At 57.3% G+C, this 20,528-nt stretch carries 16 protein-coding genes and 3 pseudogenes; 10 read left to right on the forward strand and 9 right to left on the reverse strand.

The window, feature by feature from the left end; translation table 11 throughout:
- Positions 1-60: 60 nt before the first annotated feature.
- The 5 genes from MX571_RS20920 to MX571_RS20940 all read right to left on the reverse strand — a co-directional run bounded on the left by MX571_RS20920 (position 61) and on the right by MX571_RS20940 (position 5,704).
- Entirely contained in the window at positions 61-447 is a 387-nt protein-coding gene (locus MX571_RS20920) for a hypothetical protein (RefSeq protein WP_247421215.1), read from the reverse strand.
- 76 nt (positions 448-523) lie between these two features.
- On the reverse strand, positions 524-1,906 hold the full coding sequence (locus MX571_RS20925) for an ATP-binding protein (protein WP_247421217.1): 1,383 nt from the start codon (positions 1,904-1,906) through the stop codon (positions 524-526).
- Between the two features lies 1 nt (position 1,907).
- Positions 1,908-3,389, reverse strand: coding sequence for a hypothetical protein (locus tag MX571_RS20930; protein WP_247421219.1), 1,482 nt, complete (start codon positions 3,387-3,389; stop codon positions 1,908-1,910).
- 78 nt (positions 3,390-3,467) lie between these two features.
- Positions 3,468-5,306: a DUF8186 domain-containing protein gene (locus MX571_RS20935; RefSeq protein ID WP_247421222.1), complete on the reverse strand. Its 1,839-nt coding sequence runs from the start codon at positions 5,304-5,306 to the stop codon at positions 3,468-3,470.
- Between the two features lie 62 nt (positions 5,307-5,368).
- On the reverse strand, positions 5,369-5,704 hold the full coding sequence (locus MX571_RS20940; protein WP_247421224.1) for a hypothetical protein: 336 nt from the start codon (positions 5,702-5,704) through the stop codon (positions 5,369-5,371).
- A 426-nt stretch (positions 5,705-6,130) separates the two neighbouring features.
- On the opposite strand from MX571_RS20940, the gene MX571_RS20945 reads away from it, so the two are divergent.
- The 4 genes from MX571_RS20945 (at position 6,131) to MX571_RS20960 (ending at position 10,661) form a co-directional block, all read left to right on the forward strand.
- Positions 6,131-6,511 carry a PadR family transcriptional regulator gene (locus MX571_RS20945; RefSeq protein ID WP_247421226.1) on the forward strand — a complete coding sequence of 127 codons (381 nt, stop codon included), beginning with the start codon at positions 6,131-6,133 and terminating at the stop codon, positions 6,509-6,511.
- 326 nt (positions 6,512-6,837) lie between these two features.
- Entirely contained in the window at positions 6,838-7,725 is an 888-nt protein-coding gene (locus tag MX571_RS20950) for a DUF8172 family protein (RefSeq protein ID WP_247421229.1), read from the forward strand.
- A gap of 359 nt (positions 7,726-8,084) precedes the next feature.
- Positions 8,085-8,477, forward strand: coding sequence for a hypothetical protein (locus MX571_RS20955; RefSeq protein ID WP_247421231.1), 393 nt, complete (start codon positions 8,085-8,087; stop codon positions 8,475-8,477).
- A gap of 945 nt (positions 8,478-9,422) precedes the next feature.
- Positions 9,423-10,661 (forward strand): orc1/cdc6 family replication initiation protein, encoded by a 1,239-nt coding sequence (locus tag MX571_RS20960; protein WP_247421234.1) that lies wholly within the window; start codon positions 9,423-9,425, stop codon positions 10,659-10,661.
- A 280-nt stretch (positions 10,662-10,941) separates the two neighbouring features.
- Here the strand turns inward: MX571_RS20960 and MX571_RS23005 are convergent, their stop codons facing one another.
- Positions 10,942-11,052, reverse strand: a complete 111-nt coding sequence (locus tag MX571_RS23005) for a hypothetical protein (RefSeq protein WP_465261052.1) — start codon at positions 11,050-11,052, stop codon at positions 10,942-10,944.
- Positions 11,053-11,061: 9 nt separating this feature from the next.
- On the opposite strand from MX571_RS23005, the gene MX571_RS20965 reads away from it, so the two are divergent.
- Positions 11,062-11,322, forward strand: coding sequence for a hypothetical protein (locus MX571_RS20965; protein ID WP_247421247.1), 261 nt, complete (start codon positions 11,062-11,064; stop codon positions 11,320-11,322).
- On the opposite strand, the pseudogene MX571_RS20970 reads toward MX571_RS20965, so the two are convergent.
- Positions 11,280-11,420 (reverse strand): annotated as a pseudogene (locus MX571_RS20970) (cell division control protein Cdc6); the annotation flags it as partial. The gene MX571_RS20965 and the pseudogene MX571_RS20970 overlap by 43 nt on opposite strands.
- 723 nt (positions 11,421-12,143) lie before the next feature.
- Positions 12,144-13,469 (reverse strand): Cdc6/Cdc18 family protein, encoded by a 1,326-nt coding sequence (locus tag MX571_RS20975; RefSeq protein WP_247421249.1) that lies wholly within the window; start codon positions 13,467-13,469, stop codon positions 12,144-12,146.
- Positions 13,470-15,093: 1,624 nt separating this feature from the next.
- Between MX571_RS20975 and MX571_RS20980 the strand changes: the two are divergent.
- The 5 genes and pseudogenes from MX571_RS20980 to MX571_RS21000 all read left to right on the forward strand — a co-directional run bounded on the left by MX571_RS20980 (position 15,094) and on the right by MX571_RS21000 (position 20,204).
- Positions 15,094-15,920 (forward strand): annotated as a pseudogene (locus tag MX571_RS20980) (IS5 family transposase).
- Positions 15,921-16,052: 132 nt separating this feature from the next.
- Positions 16,053-16,691 (forward strand): hypothetical protein, encoded by a 639-nt coding sequence (locus MX571_RS20985; protein WP_247421251.1) that lies wholly within the window; start codon positions 16,053-16,055, stop codon positions 16,689-16,691.
- A 130-nt stretch (positions 16,692-16,821) separates the two neighbouring features.
- Positions 16,822-17,735 (forward strand): annotated as a pseudogene (locus tag MX571_RS20990) (ADP-ribosylglycohydrolase family protein).
- Between the two features lie 46 nt (positions 17,736-17,781).
- Complete coding sequence (locus MX571_RS20995) at positions 17,782-18,636, forward strand: endonuclease/exonuclease/phosphatase family protein (RefSeq protein ID WP_247421252.1); 855 nt, start codon at positions 17,782-17,784, stop codon at positions 18,634-18,636.
- A 200-nt stretch (positions 18,637-18,836) separates the two neighbouring features.
- Positions 18,837-20,204 (forward strand): hypothetical protein, encoded by a 1,368-nt coding sequence (locus MX571_RS21000; RefSeq protein WP_247421254.1) that lies wholly within the window; start codon positions 18,837-18,839, stop codon positions 20,202-20,204.
- Between the two features lie 71 nt (positions 20,205-20,275).
- Here MX571_RS21000 and MX571_RS21005 read toward each other — a convergent pair.
- On the reverse strand, positions 20,276-20,528 hold a 253-nt coding region (locus tag MX571_RS21005), incomplete at its 5' end, for a hypothetical protein (RefSeq protein WP_247421256.1).

Here is a 20,528-nt window from a genome sequence, read left to right on the forward strand (position 1 = left end):
ATCGTTGTCGGAGACCGGTTCGTCAGTAGTCTCGTCGGGGGATGCAGAGTCCATATGCGTTCACCTCGATTCGGGCTCCTGTTCAGCTTCGATCGTCTCGATGTCGAGTCCCTCCTGCCGGACGCCGACGACGTCCTGGACGACAGCTGTCTCTGCCTCGGGTCGAGTGCGGCGATTGTAGTACGAGTTCGACGAGAGATAGTAGTCAGCGGCAGCACGGGCGTAGCTGATCGGTCGCTGACCAGCGGGCGCTACGAGGAGGATGAGGATGCCGAGTGTGAGACCGATGCCGCCAGCAATCAGGAAGAGTGTGCCGGTGAACCCGAGGCTCTGGGCGATGCCGAGGGCGAGAAATGGGATGATGAGGACCTCGCCAGCTTCGCGGGCAGTGAGACCGAAGATCAACTTCATGTTGATGATCTGACCTGCGATGGGGAAGGTCTCCATGTGATTATTTCCTTACTGAGATAGATAGTTAATTGTTTCCCCAGTGGGGGTGTTCTCTCGTACTATTCAGCATTTGTTAGGTACTTTTGTCTGATGCATCGGGGAACGACTCGTGAAGTTCCCTGAGCGTGATTGCCTCTGCATCACGCTCGGCAGCGTGCATTGCGGCGTCGTCGACAATCCCCACGATGTCAGCACAACTGAGCCCGTCTGAGCGGTCGGCTAGCTCGTGGTAGTCGTCCTCGTCGAGGGCAGTCGGAAGTTCGCGGAGTCGGACGCGGAAGATTGCCCCACGAGCGTCGTGGTCAGGGAGGCCGATTTCGTACTGCTGGTCGAACCGTCCTCGGCGTCTGGCAGCCTCGTCGAGGAGGTCAGCTCGGTTCGTCGCTGCAATCACAAGGAAATTCGGCTCTTCGTCGTCCAGGTGCGCGAGGAACTCGTTGACGACCTGGGCATGCTCTCGATGGAGGTCGTTTCCGCGACCAGCGAGCAGCGCATCGATTTCGTCGATAAATATGACACACCGATCGAACTGCTCGGCTTCGTCGAACAGTCGGTTGACCTGCTCGGTCGACTCGTTGATCCACCGAGATTTGATATCGCCCGCAGATAACTCGAGATACGGATGGCCGAGTTCACCGGCGATTGCTCGGGCGAATAACGTCTTCCCGGTTCCGGGTGGGCCGTACAGGAGAATTCCATTCGGTGGGGAGACGTTGAATCGTTCGTAGGCTTCGTCGATTCGAGTCAGTGGTCGGAGGACAGATCGCGTGATCTCTTTCTTCAGCTCATCTTGGCCACCGACGTCCCGATACCCAACATTTGGAGCGGGTTTCCAATCGTACTCGAGATCATCGAGAGCAGGACGCAACTGGTTAGAATAGTCGCTGTGATGAGATGCTTTATGCTTAGCAAGCTTTGTGGCCCTGGGAGCAGACGTATCCGGTTCATCAGTTTGAACCGTCTCTGATGGCGAGGATTTTTCTTTGATATTGTCCGTAGCAGTGCCGAGACTCGTCGAGATCATCAGGGGGATGCACGCAATCCAACTGAGACCCATAAGCCACAAACGGTCAAACATTGATGAGACTCGAAGTGGAGCGAGGGTTTCTGCAAGTGAGGTCCAGCTGTTCTCCCAAGCCGGGAGGAACCATACAGCTGTTAATACGACTGAACCAATGAGAATCCCAAAGACCCAATCAATATCTGCACTTTTGGTATTCTCACCATGCATCGGGTAAATCGCTCCAGTCAACAGAGCAGCAGTGAACGAAGGGAGCATCCAGATGGCTGGAACACCTAAAAGAGCGGCTACTCCTCTAACCGAGGAGGGAGTATTAACTACAACCCAGACGACCCCAAGTGGGGCCAGTACATAGTTTGCTGTAAAGAGACTCGTTGAGAGAAGCTCCACAACCACCTTCCTCAGACGATCTCCAATCCTCAGTGTTCCAGTCATCTCATTTTGACCGGTTCTTGTCGGGGGATTCATCCGTCCAATCGCTTATCGTCTGTTGGTTAGGCCCAGTCTCCGTTGACGTATCGACAGCGGGGTTTTCACGGTATCTCTCGAGTCCAGCCTCCGCCCAGTCAACGGGTGATTGGTGGAGATTTCGAGTCGCATAGTCGGCACCGGCCTTAACATCTTGAGCGGCACGCTTACCGCTCTTCTTCCCTTGAGCCCCCACCTTCTTACTTGTCTTGACAGTCTCTTGCGAGAAGACTGTTGTAGCTGTACTTCCAGCTGCACTCGTTGCTCGACCTGCTGCAGATCCAGCCCTACTGACTGCGCTGCTCCCGATTCCGCCAGTTTTCCGATCAGCATAACTCAGCCCCTTCGATGTCCCATGCCTCGCCTGTTCCATCAGGGCGGTACGAGTCGACTTCTCCCCCGACCGGTTCGTCGACGAACTCTGAGAACTCGATTTGCTCTTCGCACCCTGACGACCCGAGATCCGCCGCGGCGACAGCCCGGCCATCGCCGCTGATTTGATGCCGACGAGTGCGGGTGCGACGAGGCCGATCAGCCAGAAGAGGTACGCCTCGAGGACTTCCCCGAATCCAGGATCGCCAGCTTGTTGCGCCTGAGCGGCCGTCGCTCCCTGGCCGGCCATGTCCGCGTACGCACCGGCAGCCGCAGCGCCGGTCTGCAAGAGACCGGCCATCACGATTCCGGCGAGGAGCATATAGGCCGTCGCCCGGAGGGCGGTTTTCGCGATCTCCGACGTGTAGCGGAGCGGCCCGAAGTCCAGGAAGAGCATCGCCCCGAGGACTGGCAAGAGGATGAACGTCGCGTTGAACAGGAACTCACGGAGGACGAAGACGCCCAGCGCGAGGAGGATGCCCGCCACGGAGACCATACTCAGGATGAGCGCGCCGATGATCACGCCAGCACCCGACGCCGCAGCCCCATCGAGACTGGATTTCAGAACCTCTGGTCCGAATGCGGCGCCGTAGTTGGCAGTGAAGATGTGGCGAATAACCGCGTTCGTCAGCAGGAGTCCGAAGTGCATGATCTGGCGGGCGACGGCGACGAAGATGATCACCTTCAGCGCCTTCCAAACCAACATGAAGTTCGTCACTTCGCGCTGGTCGGCGAACGGTTTCGTCGCGACTCCTGCCATGAACATGATCACGAGCAGCTGCGGGAAGATATCGAGATTGTGCTGGAAGGCCGCCTGCATCGTCGGGTCCGAGTAGGGGCTGTCGAAGATGATGAACGTCCGCATCCCGTTGGCGATGAGCTCGCCGATGAAGCCGAGAATCCCGGTGAGGATGTAGATGAAAAAGTTCGCGATCCAGTCGGTGAAGACGGCGGCGAGCGGAACCAGTGTGGCGTCAGTCGGCAGCGTCGCGATACCGTGCTGGGCGGATGTCAGGGTATCGGGACCGATGCTGTCGTGGACGACGTCGAGTGGGACGTGGAATTTCGATCCGGTCATCGTTTTGGTCTGAGTTTGGTGGTGTGCGATTGGTGCGTGAGTTCTAGAGTGGACATCCAAGTACGGGCATCACGAGTGCTAGCCGGTTCCCCGCCGCATGTACGCGAACGGTGCGAAGAAGACGAGAAACGCCGCCACCGAGACGAGCGCACCCGCGAGACTGGTGAGGAGCTGGTAGATGTTGAATGGCTCCGGCTTGAACGCGACTCGCGTCTTTGCGGATCCGTAGTAGACGTTCTGGGAGACGTTGGTCGCGCCCGTAAACGAGGCGGTGACGTAGAGGTCACGCCGATCGACGACGACTGTACCGTCGGTGTTCGTCGTCACTCGTCCCTTAGCGGCCCCGCTGAGCCAGAGGGTTCGGCCCGCTAGCGGTTGGCCAGTGGCAACGTCGGTGAGCTGGATCTTGGCGTGTGTCTCGTTGAGGATCGTCGTCGAGAGGCTTGCATTCCGCTCGCGAAAAGTCTGCGTCGTGAGCGGAATCGAGTCGTTGTGGATGTCGCGAACCTCCGTAATTGGCTGGTCGACGTTCGTGACGACGATCGTCGTGTAGCTGCGAGGCGGCACCGAAGTGAGATTCACACGCCGGTCAAGCGGGGCCGCGCTGCCAGACATATTGAAGCCGTTCAATCTCGTGATCTCCGGAGCAGCGGTGACACTCGTGTTCTGCGTCCAGCGGAGCGTGGGCTGCCGACTGCGAGCGGTGAGCCGCAGTTCGAGGACGTCCGGGAATGGGACGGTACGCTGCCGTCCGTCTGTGACCGCAAGTTGCTGTGCGAGCGTCTGGTTGAGTGGGGTCGTGTTACTTGGTGAGAGCGAGCGGGTGGTGTTTGACGTCGTGAGAAGCCGTCGACCGCGTGTCGCATTCGTGTACTGGCGCTGCGAATAGACGCCCCAGACGTTCTGGACGCGCCCAGCCGACCCCTTGAACCGAGCATAGCTCCAGAGTCGGCGATCGGAAAGTGTCTGTGGGCCCTCGAACCGGAGGATGATTCGGTCAATCCCGTCCTCGGAGCGGACGATTGTCTGCGTGACGCTGAGGTCCTGATTTGTGGAGACGACCACAGGTGCGCTGTCTTGGACCGTGTGCGAGAGGGTGAGCACCTCATCGGCTGTCGTATTCGAGAGCTGCCAGCCACCGCCGTCGCGGACGTAGGTCTTCGTCGTGACGGCGACGATTGAGTTGATAGTCGCGCGGACCTGCATCGTCGTCGGCTCGGTTGCCCTCGCCCCGTCGTACTCGAGTTGACGCGGCGACGCTGAATCACTCCCCCAGGTCTGATTCCCGATTCGGACGCGCCGGTCGACCTGCTGCTCGAGCAGATTATACGAGAGACAGGTCCTGGTGTCGCCACCAACAGTACACGTCCGATTGGGGAGGAGCGTCGAATAATCGAGATGCGTCAGAACCGTCCCATTCCGGGGAATGAGCAGTCGGGCACTGTCGTTTTCAGAGTGGTTGCCCCCTTCGGCACCGATGCCAGTACGTACTCCCTTGTTTGTTCCGAGAATCGTGATATGGGCGTCTTTGACGACGGTTCCGTTCGAGCGCTGCGAGTCGGGGAGCCAGAGACTCGTCGACTCGTTGCGCTGAATCGAGTTCAGCTGGGCGAGCCGATACTCACGAAGCGTCTGCTGGTTTGGCCCGACACGATACGGTGGTTGAGTCGTCGCGTAGGAGAAATCACGTATCCGACTGATATTCGACACAGAGGCGCTCTCCGCACGGACGACATCGTCGAGGGTGGAGAGCACGAACGGCGGAAGCGTCCCGGCGTCTGGATCGCGGTCGTCGGAGATGAACGCACGCGTCCCGTTGTGTGGCGCGGGACCAGTCGGTGCTGTGACCGCACTCACGACAGGGAGTGCGAGGAGGGCAACAACCACCAACCCCGTGAGGGGGAGACTGTCCGTCATAGGTCAGAGTGATGTGGGTGGAGAGAGCGGTAGCCCGCTCTCGACTCACCTGAGTACACTGCTCAGGGGAGGACTGGGACGATCATCCCCGGGGCGAGGTTCTCGAAGAGGCTGACGAACACGTTGTAACTGACGGAGAGGACGATCATTCCAGCGCCGCCCCACATTCCGCGCCAACCCCACTGGGCCCGATCGGCACTGCGTCTGGAGACAAACCAAACCGCAGCCCCGATGAGGAAGACGATCACGCCAATCTGACCAAGGGTTGTGGCGACGAACTCTTCGATTTGGGTGAGGGAATTATTGATTTCGCTCTGTTGCGCGGCCACAATGCCGGTACTTGCGGTGAACGCGATTAGGACGACCAGCGATCGTGTGACTCCTTCTCGATGACCCATGCTTAGTGCATCATTCTGGCACTATATAATACCTTAGAAATGTAAGTTAATGAGTTTAAATTAGACGATATATGGCGTGTTCAATGTACAGAATTCGAAAGCAGATCATGTCTTACCTGCTGTTGTGAGTGATATCTGATATGGTAGGTTAAACGTCTTATAGAATGTAAATCAAAAAGAAGACCTGCGTGTGGTATACCAAACCACTCTTCAGTGCTAAGCCAGTCGGATTCTTCGGGCTGTCGTACCTCGAGGAGAGAGTGTTGACCCCACCGACACGAAACCGAGTACGAGACACGAAGCATGCCTCGATGAGCGAAGGGGTACAGGAGATCAGTCGGCTCCGGCCGTGTGAAATATGGTAACTAGCTATACAGTCTGAATAATAGCATAGAATTTTAACCATTGGTCCAGGGATGGATGAATGTGGCCGAATCAGACCCACCGGACGAGGAGGAGGCAAGTGACCAGGATCCCCCACCGGCTGGTTCGTGTGATTTTTCGACATATAATTTACCGACAGACCTCACTGCCTTTCAGATCTATCTCCTCTGTCTTATCCACCGATTCGGGCCCATGGAAGGGGTGACCCTCCAGAATGCGCTCGAAGACCTCTACCCGGAGGACATCAATCATGGACGGTTGTACCCGAGTCTCGATCGGATGGTCGACTCTGGGCTTATCAGCAAACAGACTAAGGAAAGCGACAAGCGCCGGAAGGAGTACTCCCTCACCGGCAGAGGTGAATGGGTTGCAGAGGAGTATCTCCGGTTCGTGCGGGAGATGATTGCTCCTCATGATGAATAAGCAATCTGTGAATTCAATTTGATTGCCGACGCGATCGTCGAGTCATGATTTTCGAGAGACCGGGTCTTCACAGGAATCGCTCCTGCACTTTCTTAACCAACAGATGGCGAGAGAGGCCGGTGTCGTTGGTTAAACCCCGACCGTTGGAGCAGTATTTCTCGTTATGTTCGTGGACATAATCACAACCGCCCCAAGAAGTCCTGGTCTTGGATATCTCCAGACGACATGCACCCAGATATTGTGGTGGCAATGCAGAGCCACATCCGGGGCCTGATAGCGCGAACGCCGAGTTAATTTAACCACGTGTCACCAAGCTCTCTGCACAGATGGCTCGTGTCGTCTACTACCACCATCCCCAAGCTGAGAACTTCTCGCTGAAATATAGCTCTGCCTCTCAGTCCGAGATTCTATCCCGTCGTGACGATTCAGACGGCGCGACGAAGCTCATCGGCTATCCGTTTGATACCCCTGTCTACGTCCTCTATGAGAGCGGCACGGAAATCAAAGACGCAACCGAGATTGACTTCGACCAGAAGTGGCTCAGCGACCGAATTGCTGAGCTGCCCCGTGAGGGTCAAGTCGTCGCATTTCGATTAGTGGAGTTGCTCGAAGCGGCTGTAGACGTGAGAGAAGTGGAAGAGTTCCGCCTCTACAAGGAGTTTGAACCACAGAAGATTCGGCAGGCTCTCGACCACGTCACGTGGGGTGCACCACTTCCACAGGTCGCTGGTGAGGTGATATCAAATCTCATTCTCCGGCATTCGCTGCCGAATGCGAATCATCGAACGGGGATTGCGATGCTGCAGTTCTGTATTGAGAGTGTGAATCCAGACTTCGAGATGCCTCGCACGCACCTCGATGATGAAACCTGGCAGGAGTGGGTTGATCCCTATATCGTCGACTCGAAGCGCCTCATCACTGTCCGTCGAAACAATATTCGGTTCAAGCAACTGCAAGAGCTTGGTGTCGACTTTGTGGAGCGAAAAGACGGGATTCAGATTCAGTTAGACGAGTTCGAGCTGGATATGCACTGGCGTGACGCACTGTCGACGTACGCCATTCGGCACGAAGACCACTGTACAGAGTTTGCTCATGCAGTCCTTGAGCGCGCAGAGCGAGACGATCTCCTCGAGGAAGCGGGGCCGACAAAGCAGGAGTTCATCGACTATCTGGAGTCTGGACTCGTCGAACGGGATTTCAGAGAACTGTTTTGATCAGTCGCGGAGCTCTGCGACCGACTGACCGACCTCTCGGACGTGGGCACTTCGCTCAAGGTCGAGTTCCTCAGCGAGGTAATCAACCGTCTCTTCGAGGCTCATACATGAAGAAAGCGCTCGAATCGGTATAAACCTAGTGCTGACCCCCAATGATTTGCAGGCGTCCATCTTCCAAACCGCTATCACACAGCCTGCGTGGAATCCAAGCGAGCAGTAGGAGACAAAAATATTGGCCTTACAAACAAGTATTCTCTACCGGTTACTATCGAGATCCCGAATGTGGCCATACTTGGAAATGCAGGGGGAGTGATAGTTACCCCACGGTCTGATATGAGTTCGGGACATGTGGGGTAACGATGGGGGACCAGCCAGCCGACCGCCCTGCCCCACCAGACCTGCCAGCATACGTGCTCAATCCACTGGAGCGCCAGTCATCAGACCGCCTCGAGCGCGTCGCGAGCTACGCTCAGGAGCTCGCCGCCTGGAAGCGCGCCCAGCACGAGCGCGAAACCGCTCAGCGTCAGGCTGCGGAGGCGATTTCCGACGACGAACGTACTGCATTGGCTAACCGGGACATCTCGACGGACCCTGCGGACTACGAGGATGTCCCGAGCGGGGCGTACATCACAATCAAAACGACCAAACAGACGAGCGACCGTGCCTACCGCTACTACTACTGGCAGTGGCGGGAGGGTGAAACGTGGGAAAACCAGTACATTGGGCCAGTCGGTTCTGAACCCGACAGCTAGCTCCAGCCACCAATAGTCACGATAATTGGATTGGGGAAGACCTGTCTCGCGGATGTGACGGCACAATAGAGCGGCTATCAACACGTGGGGAGGAGAGCAAAGTGGCTGAGCAAGCTGAATTCGCGGTATTTACATCCGCGAGGGAGGACCCCTCCCCCCGTCGTCGATGTGTAAATCCGTCGTCCAGGAAAGTGCTCGTATGAAAGGAGATCAACTGGTCTCAAATATCGTCTGACGTACGTCATACCCCACCGTTTCCAGTAAATACTCGAGGGAACCCCATGACCGATGGGCCAACACCCTCCCCACTGTTTCCAGTAAAGCGGGCTCGAGACAGGCGGTGGGGTCGCAATCGAAGCGGCACCTACCACCTCTAGTTCTCTTCTCTACAGCTTTTATTTGATGCTATGGACTAGCTATACCCAATTAATAATAAAGCTACCGCAGCTTCTAGTGTCCTTGGCTTGGGACCGGGGAGTGGTTGGAGAGACTTTACTGGAAACGATGGGGGGAGGGTGTGTGGTCGGGCTCACGTCTCGAAACGAGCCATACGACCCGTTGTGAGCCTCCACGACTATACTGGAAATAGTGGGGTGGCTTCGTCATATAAAGAACCGTTTACTGGAAATACTGGAACCCACCACACTCATTAGCGACGCTGATCTCCCCCTGAGTTCGCCCAATTACTGGAAATAGTGGGGTGTGTCGGCTCCGAGTCGTGCGCTTTTTACTGGAAACGGTGGGGTGTGTCACCGAGCAATTCTTAACATCTCTGGTGAAGGGGTCCCGAGAGATATATCTCTAAGTCAGAGTCTCCCCATCATTACCGGAAACGGTGGGGTCTGGACCCGTTATCGGAACCGTCGCCCACAGGTGGTTATAGTGGAAATACTGGAAGCGCCGGTCGGAACAATTATGCCCTCACACTCTCAGTCGACTAACACGATGGGCCCGCGGTTCCAACCCGACGACACGCTCTACAAGCGTCGGAACACGCTCAAAGTCGAGTACGTTCCCGACGAAATTGTCGGACGAGACAACGAGATTGAGGAGTACGAAGCGGCACTCCAGCCGGTTATCAATGGCGAGTACCCAGACAACATCTTCATCTACGGGAAGACAGGCGTGGGAAAGACCGCGGTGACGAACTTCCTGCTCAACGAACTGCAGGAATCAGCAGACCACTTCGACGTCAACCTCTCGTTCATCACCGTCAACTGTGACGGGTTGAGTACAAGCTATCAGGCGGCGATCAGCCTGGTGAACCGACTGCGCGAGCCTGAACACCACATCGCCGAGACGGGCCATCCTCAGTCGAAGGTGTATCGATTACTCTGGGACGAACTCAACAAGCTCGAGGGAACCGTCATCGTCGTCCTCGACGAGGTCGACCACATCACCGACGACACCTTCCTCTACCAAATTACCCGCGCAGACAACAACGGCTACATCGATGGGATTCAGCTCGGTATCATCGGCATCAGTAACGACTCGACGTTCCGTGAGCGCCTCGATGCCAAGGTCCAGTCCTCACTTTGTGAAACCGAAATTTCGTTCCCTCCGTACGGAACTGAAGAACTCCAGAAAGTACTCGAACAGCGCGCTGAGATCGCGTTCCACACGAACGCGCTCGACGATGGTGTGATTCCACTGTGTGCCGCTCTGGGTCGACAGGATGGGGGTGACGCCCGGCGCGCTATCACCTTGCTCCGAAAGGCAGGTGATCTCGCACGAACGGAAAATGCGAATGTCGTGACGACCACACACGTAGAGCGCGCACAAGAGCGCCTTGAAGCCCAACAGAGCATGGACATCATGCGCGACCTGACCGAACACGAGCAACTCACGCTCTACGCGCTCACCACACTGGCCGCCGAGGATGCCACCCCTGCCCGATCGCGGGTGGTTTACCAACGGTACAAACAACTTTGCGAGGCCCAGAACCGTGAACCGAGAACTGCCCGCCGAATGCGCAGCTTCCTCTCTGATTTCGAGATTCTCAATCTGACACATTCGCAGATCGAACACCGGGGGCAAGACGGTGGGACGTACCGCGAGCATGAACTGACCCGTAATATCCCGACGGTCATCGACGCACTCCAGACGGTGATCGCTGAGACCGGTGCTCATTCCAGTGTCGTTGAGTACCTTCCTGACTCAGGCGAGGAGTTCGCCAGAATCTGAACGCGGTCTAGAGATCGTCTGATCTGGTCTCGGGTAGAGGACCTCTGCGTTGCTGTAGGAGGAATCTCTCGTTTTAAGGCCTATAGCGGTGGATTGAGGGCGCATGACACTCTTTTTGAGCCTTACAAGCGTTTATTGGCTGGAAAAGTCAAGATAAGATTGACCAATGAGTCTTGATGAGGCGGTTGATGAAGCGCTCGCGACGTACAATATGTCGCGCAGCGAAGAGGCCGAGGAAACAGGCCGAACAGTCGCCACGCTCCAAGACTAACAGAGCCACTTAGCCGAGGTTCCGACTCTTTTCAGAAAACTCCGATCTCGATAGCCCCCGCGTTTCCTTCAATTCTGGATTTCCTGCGCGTTCGACGGCCTCCTCGACGAACTCGATCAAGAGTGCTTCATGCTGCTCCGCGTAGACGATTTTTGCCTCACTCGGGTGCAGACACTTGCCACCTGGAAGCGCAGCCAGGACGAGCGCGAAACCGCTCAGCGTCAGGCTGTTAAGGCGATCTCCGATGACGAACGCGCCGGGCTCGATGACCGAGGCATCTCGACGGACCCTGCGGACTACGACGACGTCCCGAGCGGGGCGTACATCACGATCAAAACGACCAAACAGACGAGGCCGTACGTCGAGAGTTCCTTGGCATATTTCACGTAGGTTTCTCGCGTCATCTGATCCGCGTCGAGCTCATCGGTTACCCATTGGTAGATCTGATAGCCGACTGGACTCGGAACTGTGCTCCCTGTTTGGGATGAGTGGCATCTCGCAGACGGTGGCCGATGCTTCCATTGGCTTAGCGCTCAATGTTTCGCGAACCTCGAGCAATCCAGTTATCCGGAGATTGTGGGTTTACCTCCGCTGGCCACTGACCAGATAGCCCGCTCTAAGAGGAGCTTCTTCACGTGGCCCGTGAAACTAGACATTTTCGTTGTTTGCTTGAATGTTTCGTTGAGATACCAGACATCCGTCTGACGGGGGGTGTCCGCAATAGTAGTAGGATGGAAAGCTCGATGCGGCCGAATTCACCATGCGATAGAATTGTGGACGGGGGGTACGGTGAGCGACGGTGGGAGACACTCCTATCAGAGAAGGATAGACACAATGGTCGAGATTGGACATCTCGTCCGGCACGATTGAGTGGTCACTTTTCGCGAGCGCATCGCGGTTCGGTCTACAAAGGCGATACGGTCGATGACCGAGGGGGGATGTCCGCAATTACGCCTGGAGTCTTCAGTACGTTCGCGAGCCGTCGAGACACGGGGGGTGTCCGCAATTAGATCGACAGCCTCCAGCGCACTACGAGCAGTCAAGAGACGGGGGGTGTCCGCAATTAGCGGCTGGTAGAGCGCTTTTCGGGTCGGTTCTCGATTTCGAAGTGACGAGGGGGAAACACTCGTCGTCAGGAACCATGTAGCGACGACACGCGCCTGGAGGGGGTGTGTCCGCAATTCATTGAGCGTGGGCTCGCCAGTCGATAGCTACCGGAGTTCCGACGCGATCTCCTCGGCGATATGTCCATACCGAGGGGCGTAGCTATCATCCGAGAGGAGGATGTCGATTGTCTCATCCAGTGGGATGGAGAGTTCTCCCTCCCAGCGTTCACCGCCACGCTGTCCCCCAGCCACTTTTTCTAGGTTGATGACGCCGGTCAGCTTGAGATCCTGCAGCCGGTCACGCATCCGTCGCTGGACTAGCGGGGTCTCATCGACGGACTTCGCGTACGTGCTGTAGTAGGTGTGGATCTCGTTCGTTCGCGCGGGCGTCTCCCCACGCGCCTCCAGATACAGCAAGCCACAGAGCGTCAGGAGGTCATCAGCCGTGTGATCGTTCAGCATGTTCTTGATGTAGTTCTTGTTCACCTCCTGTTTCGCGGCCTCGACGTGCTCGACAGTTACGGCCTCCGTACGCTCGTCGTGGGCGATTGTGGCCGCCTGGCCAAGTAGATCGATCGCTTGTCGGGCGGAACCGCGTTCACGTTCGGCACTACTCGCACAGGTGCGGACGACACGTTCGGTGACCACGCTGCTGTCGATACCGACGACTTCGCCGTCGTCGTACGTGAGGGTCGTGTCGTGGAGACCGGCGGCAGCCCGGCGGTAGAGGATCTGTGTGAGTTGGTCGACGGTGTACGGTGGGAAGTCGACCTCGGACTCATAGAGGGCGTCTTTGATTCGGGGCGAGAGCTCGCTTTTGAACCGTCGGTCGTTACTGATTCCGATCACCGAACATCCGACGTCGTCGTCGAGCTCCTCCGAGGAGTATGCTCGTGGGAGCTTGTACAGGATGTTGAGCTCGTCATCGCTGGTATCCTTGATGCGGTCAATCTCGTCGAGGAGATAGATATAGGTCCCGCCGTGCTCGTTCATGTACTCGAAGAGATCGCTGTAGAGGTTGTCGAGGGTCTGCCCGCGGGGCTTCCGGTCGAGCCCTTTGAGCTTCTTCAAGGCGGTCGTCAGGACGTGATACGACTTGTTGGCGCTGTTGCACTCGATGTAGACGATAGTGACGTTGAGATCCTCTTGGTCGGCGAAGTCGGCGAACTGATCACGCTTGAGGAGAACGGCCGCAGTCTTGCCCTGCCCGGGTTTACCGTAGATGAAAAGGTTCCGGGGGTTTTCGCCGCGCCCCGCTGGCTCGATAGCACTGTGAATAGCGTCCAGTTCGCGGGCGCGTTCGGGCATGACCTCGGGTTTGATCTTGTCGCCCTGGAAGACGTCACCGTCCTCGAGGATAGTAGAGGTGGTAGAGAAAGACTTGAGCCCGGTCTGGTCGCTGTTGTCGTCCGGGTCGTCGAAGTCGCCCATGAACGGTCCGTGGCAGGACAACGTTATAAAACCCCTACGTCCGCAATGTCCGCAATGTCCGGTTGGAGCTATCGGCTTAAACGGGGGGGACGGGGGGTGTCCGCAATTTCCTGTCGGGGGGTAGGGACCAACCGATACTCGGGTGGCCGTGAGAACGAGCCGGTGATAGACAAAACGGGTGCTGGCGGCACTGTAGTGCCATTTTGTGGCGGTATCGACTGGCTCACGACTACCAGCCATCGTATAAGTTGCTGGTATCGTAAGATACTATACTACTATACTAGCGTTCGTCTAGAACTAGAAGAAGAAGCATATCAGGCACTTGCAACAGCTCTTCCAGAGACTCGTCCGGGAATCGACTGTGGAGCCGATGAAACCGTGGCAGCCCCATGTGCTTCCTCTGTTTCACTTGGACTACCAGTCGATCGTATACGGCCTACACGGTGACGGTGAATTGCGGACACACCCCCTCCCCCCGTTCTAGGGACCTCACTGACGTTCCGACAGCGGCCATGCAAACCAGCGATGATCTGCTTCAGTCAGTTTGGCAGCAAACAGTCCTTCGTGACCACGCCGAGCGTGAAAAGCGACCGGTGCACTCCTGAATGTGAATGAAAAGAGGTGTCGGGACACATCGCGGCTACCGCAGGTGGGTCGATGACTTATGCTCCAGTCGGACGGCCACGACGATTTGCGGAAGTGTGTCCCGCACAGCTCTGTCAAGACCGTTCATCCACGGAGAGTTGTGTCTGAACTCCAGACTCAATCCGAGCTTTGGCCCTCCGTTGGGTGCCTCTGAACTCGGTTACCCCACAAATTTCGCCAATCAGGTCTCGTGGGGTAACTATAGGGCGTTGTCTTGACCAGCCAGACCTCCCGAACTACCTGCTGGAACCCCTCGATTAACAGCCCCCCGAGAAGCTGGACGTTGTCGTCGAATGTGCCGTGGAACTCGCTGCTTGGAAGCGTCGACTACAGAGATTCCCAAAGCCCACCGACCTCCGACCCCCATCGAACAGTGTTACACATCGATGACGGGGGTGGGCGACGATTCAGCCGTTGAAACTGAGAGCTTACCCCTCGTGGAATTCCTGAAACTGCGTGTTGACCACGGATCGAAGCAACCTCCCTTGATTGGCGATTCGCTCCAGTCGGATATCTTCGGCAATTCGGTCCATCATTGCTGCTGGATCGCTGGTGAACACGAACTCCATGTACATCCCTCAACCACGCCCCCTGCTCCGACGTGCAGTCGAGACGAGCAGCGCTTTCTCGTAGAGGGACCGCTCATCACAATCGACCCGGTCTAGGTGCGCAGTCACCCAAGCCCAGCACGAGAAATATCGCAGTCGCTGGGTGATGGCAATGCTGTGGATCAGTCGGAGGAGCCGTCGTTGGATGCGAACGACGGTCGATTCGGCGCCCAGCGGGCCGAGAACGCGTTTCGTGAGGCCCCGGTCTGTCTACGCCGGGTCTAGACAGCTATTCATCGAGCAGATTTTACAGTACTCTCACACGTCACAAAGTTGCTCCCTTCGCAAAACATGGCTCTGGTGAATCACTAGACGGCGTCGGTTTTGACCGTTAGAATTTGGGAGATGAAGCGGGAAATCGGCGATGATTCATGTCGAAGATCTCCCGCTTCACGAGCAAAGCGGTCACGTTAGCTCAAAATGCTGTTGGTGGGCGAGGCGAAGGCGCCACCCCCTTCGGGGGCGGCGCCTTCGCCGACTACGCGGTGGTGTCGCTGCACTGTCTGAGGGGTACCTCGATAAATCGTACCGCGACGCACTCGATTTACTGAGCGAGATGCCACAGATACTGGCCGAGATCGGCCTCGACGAGGCCGATCTCCCCGACCACTCGACGCTCGTGAAGGCGTTTGACAGACTCAAGGCGGCGCTGTGGCGCGTGCTGCTCCGACTCTCGTCGGAACTGCACGACCCGAGCGGTCACGCCGCGATCGACGCGACGTTTTTCGACCGCGAAACCGCCAGCATGCACTACTGTCGCCGGACGAACTACCGCGTTCAGACGCTGAAAACGACCGCACTCGTCGATACAGAAACGCAGGCTGTTCTGGACGTTCACTGCTCGACCGGGAAACCGCACGACACGCAGCTCGGCTGGCAGGTCGCCCGCGTTGCGGCGGGCGACCTGACCAGCCTCGCCGCCGACAAAGGCTACGACTGGATGGAATTACGCGAAAACCTCAGGAAAGTGGGCGTGAGACCGCTGATCAAGCATCGGCTCTTCCGGCCCATCGACCACGCGCATAACGCGCGGGTCGATGGGCCTCGCTACCGCCAGCGATCGATGTGTGAGACCGTCTTCTCGGCGATCAAGCGCACGCACGGCGACGCCGTGCGTGCGCGAGCGTGGTTTCGGGAGTTTCGAGAGATCGTGCTGAAATGTGTCGTGCACAACATCAAGCGGGCTGTCACACCCTGAAATCAACCGCAGTATGGCGATTCACCAGAGCCGTCCTTCCGGGATAAACTCGAAGACGAGGTTGGAGCCTTCGCTCCACAGATCATCGAGGTTGAGCCCCGTGGTGAGACACAGCACAGCGAAGGCTGTGAGTTGGCGAACGCCCTCTGGGGGTTCCCGTTCAGTGAAACGGAGTTAGGCAACGGGACCTTTGATGAGCTGTTCGGAGCGTGCGAGCGAGCGTTCAAGCACAGGCTTCGCACGGACGCGACCAGATCCGTTACCGGCGAGTATGAGAAGCGGTCGATCCCGTATCTCGTGAACCGAAGCCCGAACGTCGCAGACGACTCGGTGAGAAACGAGACCCAGCTCCACTACCTCCTCAAAGCGTTCGTCATTCGATCGCTCGTCGAGTGCGGCGAATGTTCGCTCGAAGAGGTCGCCACGGAGGGTGACACGGAGATCGCGACCGCTACGGGCGGATCGCTTATTCCGGATGTCCAGGCGGGGAGGACCGTTTACGAGGTTGAAACACTCTACGGGACGGGGGAGCCACTCACCAAACTCAAAGAAACCGTCGAGCGGTACCACCAGAGTTCCGAGAGCCCCGGGATCAATCTCGTGCTCACTGGACTGACAGCCGGCCTCTACGCCTACGAGTTGCGACAGCTAATCCGTGATATCGACGCTGAGTACCCAGCGCTGACAGTCAATATTCTGGTTCCAAGTCTCCACGACCGGACGCTCGTCTCTTTCGATGAGATGGATAATAATTCGACCCCTCGCTCCTGATACTGCAGAGCTTTGTCTAAACTCATGGAATCCATGAGTCATTGAAATCTAATCGCAAGCACTGCGTCACAGGATCTGTCCCCTGTCGAACAATCACAGCCCATTTGTCAGCCTCGTTAGAAACACAGCCATGTCATCCAACGACCGAGCAGTCGGTACACTCCTCGGGTTAGCCTGTGGTGACGCATTGGGTCGTCCAGTCGAGTTCCGCTCTCCGGCATCCATCGAGCGCGAACACGGTACCGTCGACGAGATGCTCGGCCACGGAACGCACAATCAGCCGGCTGGGACGATCACCGACGATACCGAGATGGCGCTCTGTATCGCCCGTAGTTTGGCCGAACACCGCCGATTCGAGCCCAAGGATATCGCTCGGCGGTTCATCGAGTGGTACGATAGCGGCCCATTCGACATCGGTGGGATGACAGCACGGGCGATCCGACTGCTGAAACAGGACGTCACCTGGGATGAAGCCGGCCAGCGCGTTTGGGAGGGAAGTCCCGAGGGAGCGAACGCGGGTAACGGGAGTGTGATGCGATGTGCGCCGTATGCGGTTGCGTTCTCGGAGGACTTCGAGACGCTGGAGCGCGTCAGTCGGGCCTCCTCTGCCATCACGCACGCCGACCCGCGTTGTACTGCTGGCTGTGCAGTCCTGAACCGAACACTGGCTGGGTTGATCGTCGACGAAGAGGACCCGCTCGAGACCGCACTAGCAGAGGTGGACGTTCCGGACGAACTCCATGACGCACTCGCTGGAGTGCCCGAAGCGGTGTCTGGGTCCGAGTTGCAGAACTCCGGGTATGTGGTGACAACGCTGCAGGCAGGACTGTACCACGGCCTCGCCGCGGAGACGGCCGAGCAAGCAATTGTTGATGCCGTCGCGATGGGGGCGATACTGATACGATTGGGGCAGTCGCTGGTGCTGTCGCAGGCGCACGGTTCGGGGCGACTGCGCTCCCAGAGCGGTGGACCGAGGCGCTCGTCGGTCACGACGAGATACGGACGCTGGCACAGGAACTGGCTGGCGCTTCGTTCCACCAATGACGCCTGAGTCGTCACCGATACGGAGAGCGTACTGACCATGCGGGTTATGACATGGAACGTCAACAAGTCGGCCAACAGCGCTGGCCGGATCGACGATCAACTTGAGTACATCGCCGAGTGTGATGTCGACGTACTCCTGCTGCAAGAGGTCAGATATGGGCGTGATCATCGGTGGGTCGACGCATGGAAAACAGGACTGCGGCAGCTGGGGCTCGGAACAATCGAACACAGTTGTGACCTGGCTGCCGAACTCGCTGCATCATCGGTCCCACCTCACGATGGGATTGGTCACGACAACGGTCATCTCACCGCCGTCGCCACCGACTGGTCGCTTGAGCGGCAAGACCAGGCGACCGTTGAGCTCTATCAAACGGGCGATACCAGCCAGTTGTCGACGCACTTCCCCGAGAAGATCCTCGTCACCGAACTCACGACACCCAAAACCGAAATCGAACTATGGAACGTGCGTGCAGTGCCCGGCAGCTCGTGGGGCCAGGAGAAAATCAAGCTCTTCGAAACCGTCTACGATCAGCTAACGGCAGCAGGCCCAAAGCTCAGAATCCTCGCTGGCGATTTCAATTCTCCACAACAGGAGCTAGCCGATGGTCAGGCGATTCCGTTTGGCTACCAGAAAGCCCCAGAACTTCGCCAGCGGTGGGTCAATGCAGAACTGAACATGCTGAAAGGCTTGGGCAATCTCGGGATGATCGATATCTTTCGGGCCTTGCATGGGTACGGGGACGTAGACGTCACGCAGACGAGCTGGAGAGAGAAACGCTTCGACCACATGTTCGCCTCCAAATCGCTGTCCGTCCGGCACTGCTCATACGACACGGCGGGGCTGGACTGCAGCGACCACGCACCACTCATCGCTGATTTTGATCTCTCAGCGGAGGTCTGATGATTCGATGATCTCTCGGGGGGCTGCACTCCGATTTCTGCTCACGACCGTAGTCCAGTAGAGCCGCTGTGCCACTGTATCGTGACTGTTCGATGGTTATCCTAATCTCTATAGCATGCAGATCGGCTCGAATAGGCCCTTCGCCAATACCTACGTGTGGTGACCAATACGAATTTATGATTGCCTGAAATGTAGCCAGTATGTCTGACCGACCGTTGGGTCCTCGGCGACGGGCTCTTCTCACAGCCTGGGGGCGATACATCGAATCTCACTCGACTGGCCCAGGAATCGATTGCGGTGCCGAGAACCGGACCGTTCTGACGCAACAGGCAGCTGGTGAATTCATCAACAATCCTTCCGAAGAGCGATTTCGAGCCCTCTGGGACAGAGATATCATCGCTGACGCAGTAATGGGTGGTCCGGACTTGGTGCTGAACCGATGGGACGAGTCAATGGATGCCCTCGGCGACCTCGTTCGTGCCATCGACGAGGCAGGCGAATACCATTCGAGCTGGGCGGACGTGTTCAACCGGCGAGGCTCGTGGGAGCTGTATGGTCGTCTCAATCCGGAGCAGGCCCCTATTCTGAGCAGCGAGTGTCTGAGGGGATTGAACGAAATGGGCTATGGCCGTGTGACAGCGCGAGAAGAGGCGGTCGACGCCTGGAACGCCTTTGAGTCGGATTATAGCGCTGTCGTTGGCCATGCAACGGCAGGGACCGATCACGAAGTTCCCCTCGCACACGAGATGAGTGAGTTTCTGATCTTCATTGCTGAAAACGACGACGAGACGATCATCGACCTCCTCTCCGATGGGACGGAGTACGTACCGATCGCGGGGTGGCGGGATGAGGCCCCACTTCGCAATGATATCTCGTTCCAAGATCTTGAGGACCACATCCAGGGATACATCGAATCGAAGCAACGCGGGGGGTTCGAGAAGGAAGGTCCTGACGACGTCTGGAACAAAGACTTCTGGGAGTCGTGGAAGGACGAGTACCTCGACCACACGCAGACGACGGTGATGGATCGGTACGACCTACTGAGCCTCTCAGCAGCCGACATTGACCCGTTGATGACGGACCTCAACGATCGGTCGGCGACCGGTCTGTCGACGGCGGTTCCGTCGTACATGCTCGGCGGAGCATCCGGCGGGATCATGTGGAGTGCATTCATGGAGCGATCTCGGGAGAGTCCTGAGGAGGCTGCTGCCGTGCTGTCGTACCTCCTTGACGAAGACGAACCGCTGGGACCTCGTCTCGATCGGTTCTTCACGTTCTACCGGACGCTCGACGTTACTGAGGGGCCGATGCTCAGTCTGGCGACGATCCTGCTGACGTTCGTGTATCCTGATAAGTACGTCTTCTACAAGTGGAGTCTGATGAAGGAGTTCTTCGGGACGTTCTCCGATCACGATGTCCAGCAAGGACTGTCGGCGGATGGTTACTGGAAGCTGAACATCGCCCTCCGAAGTCGAATTCTGACGAAGCTCCAGGCAGAACTGGACGACGCAACGATGCTCGATGTCCACACGCTACTGTATACCTGGGATCGGAAGTACAACGACTGATCGCACGCAAGTGGAAGTTAGAGTCGGGTGGCGAAGACGCTCCGTGAAATATTAGCCCTCGTACGTTTTGCTCACACAGATTCGTCCCACTCGATGGTTTGCTCGAGAATCTGCTCAGTGTCGAAATCGAAGCTGCGCAGATCAACCTGAATCGCTCGTTCTCGACGCTCGCTCGTGCGGCGAGAAAGCGTCTGGAACGGCCGTGGGATTTCTAGTAGTGTCGCATCACCGCTCTTACCCCGTTTGACGTTCCGTACGACGTAGAGGTAATACCGATCGCTTAGGGAGCCGCGTGCGGCCTTCCACTCGTTCCAGGAGAGAGAT

Origin of the sequence: Halomarina salina (assembly GCF_023074835.1) — an archaeon.
Lineage (GTDB): Archaea > Halobacteriota > Halobacteria > Halobacteriales > Haloarculaceae > Halomarina > Halomarina salina.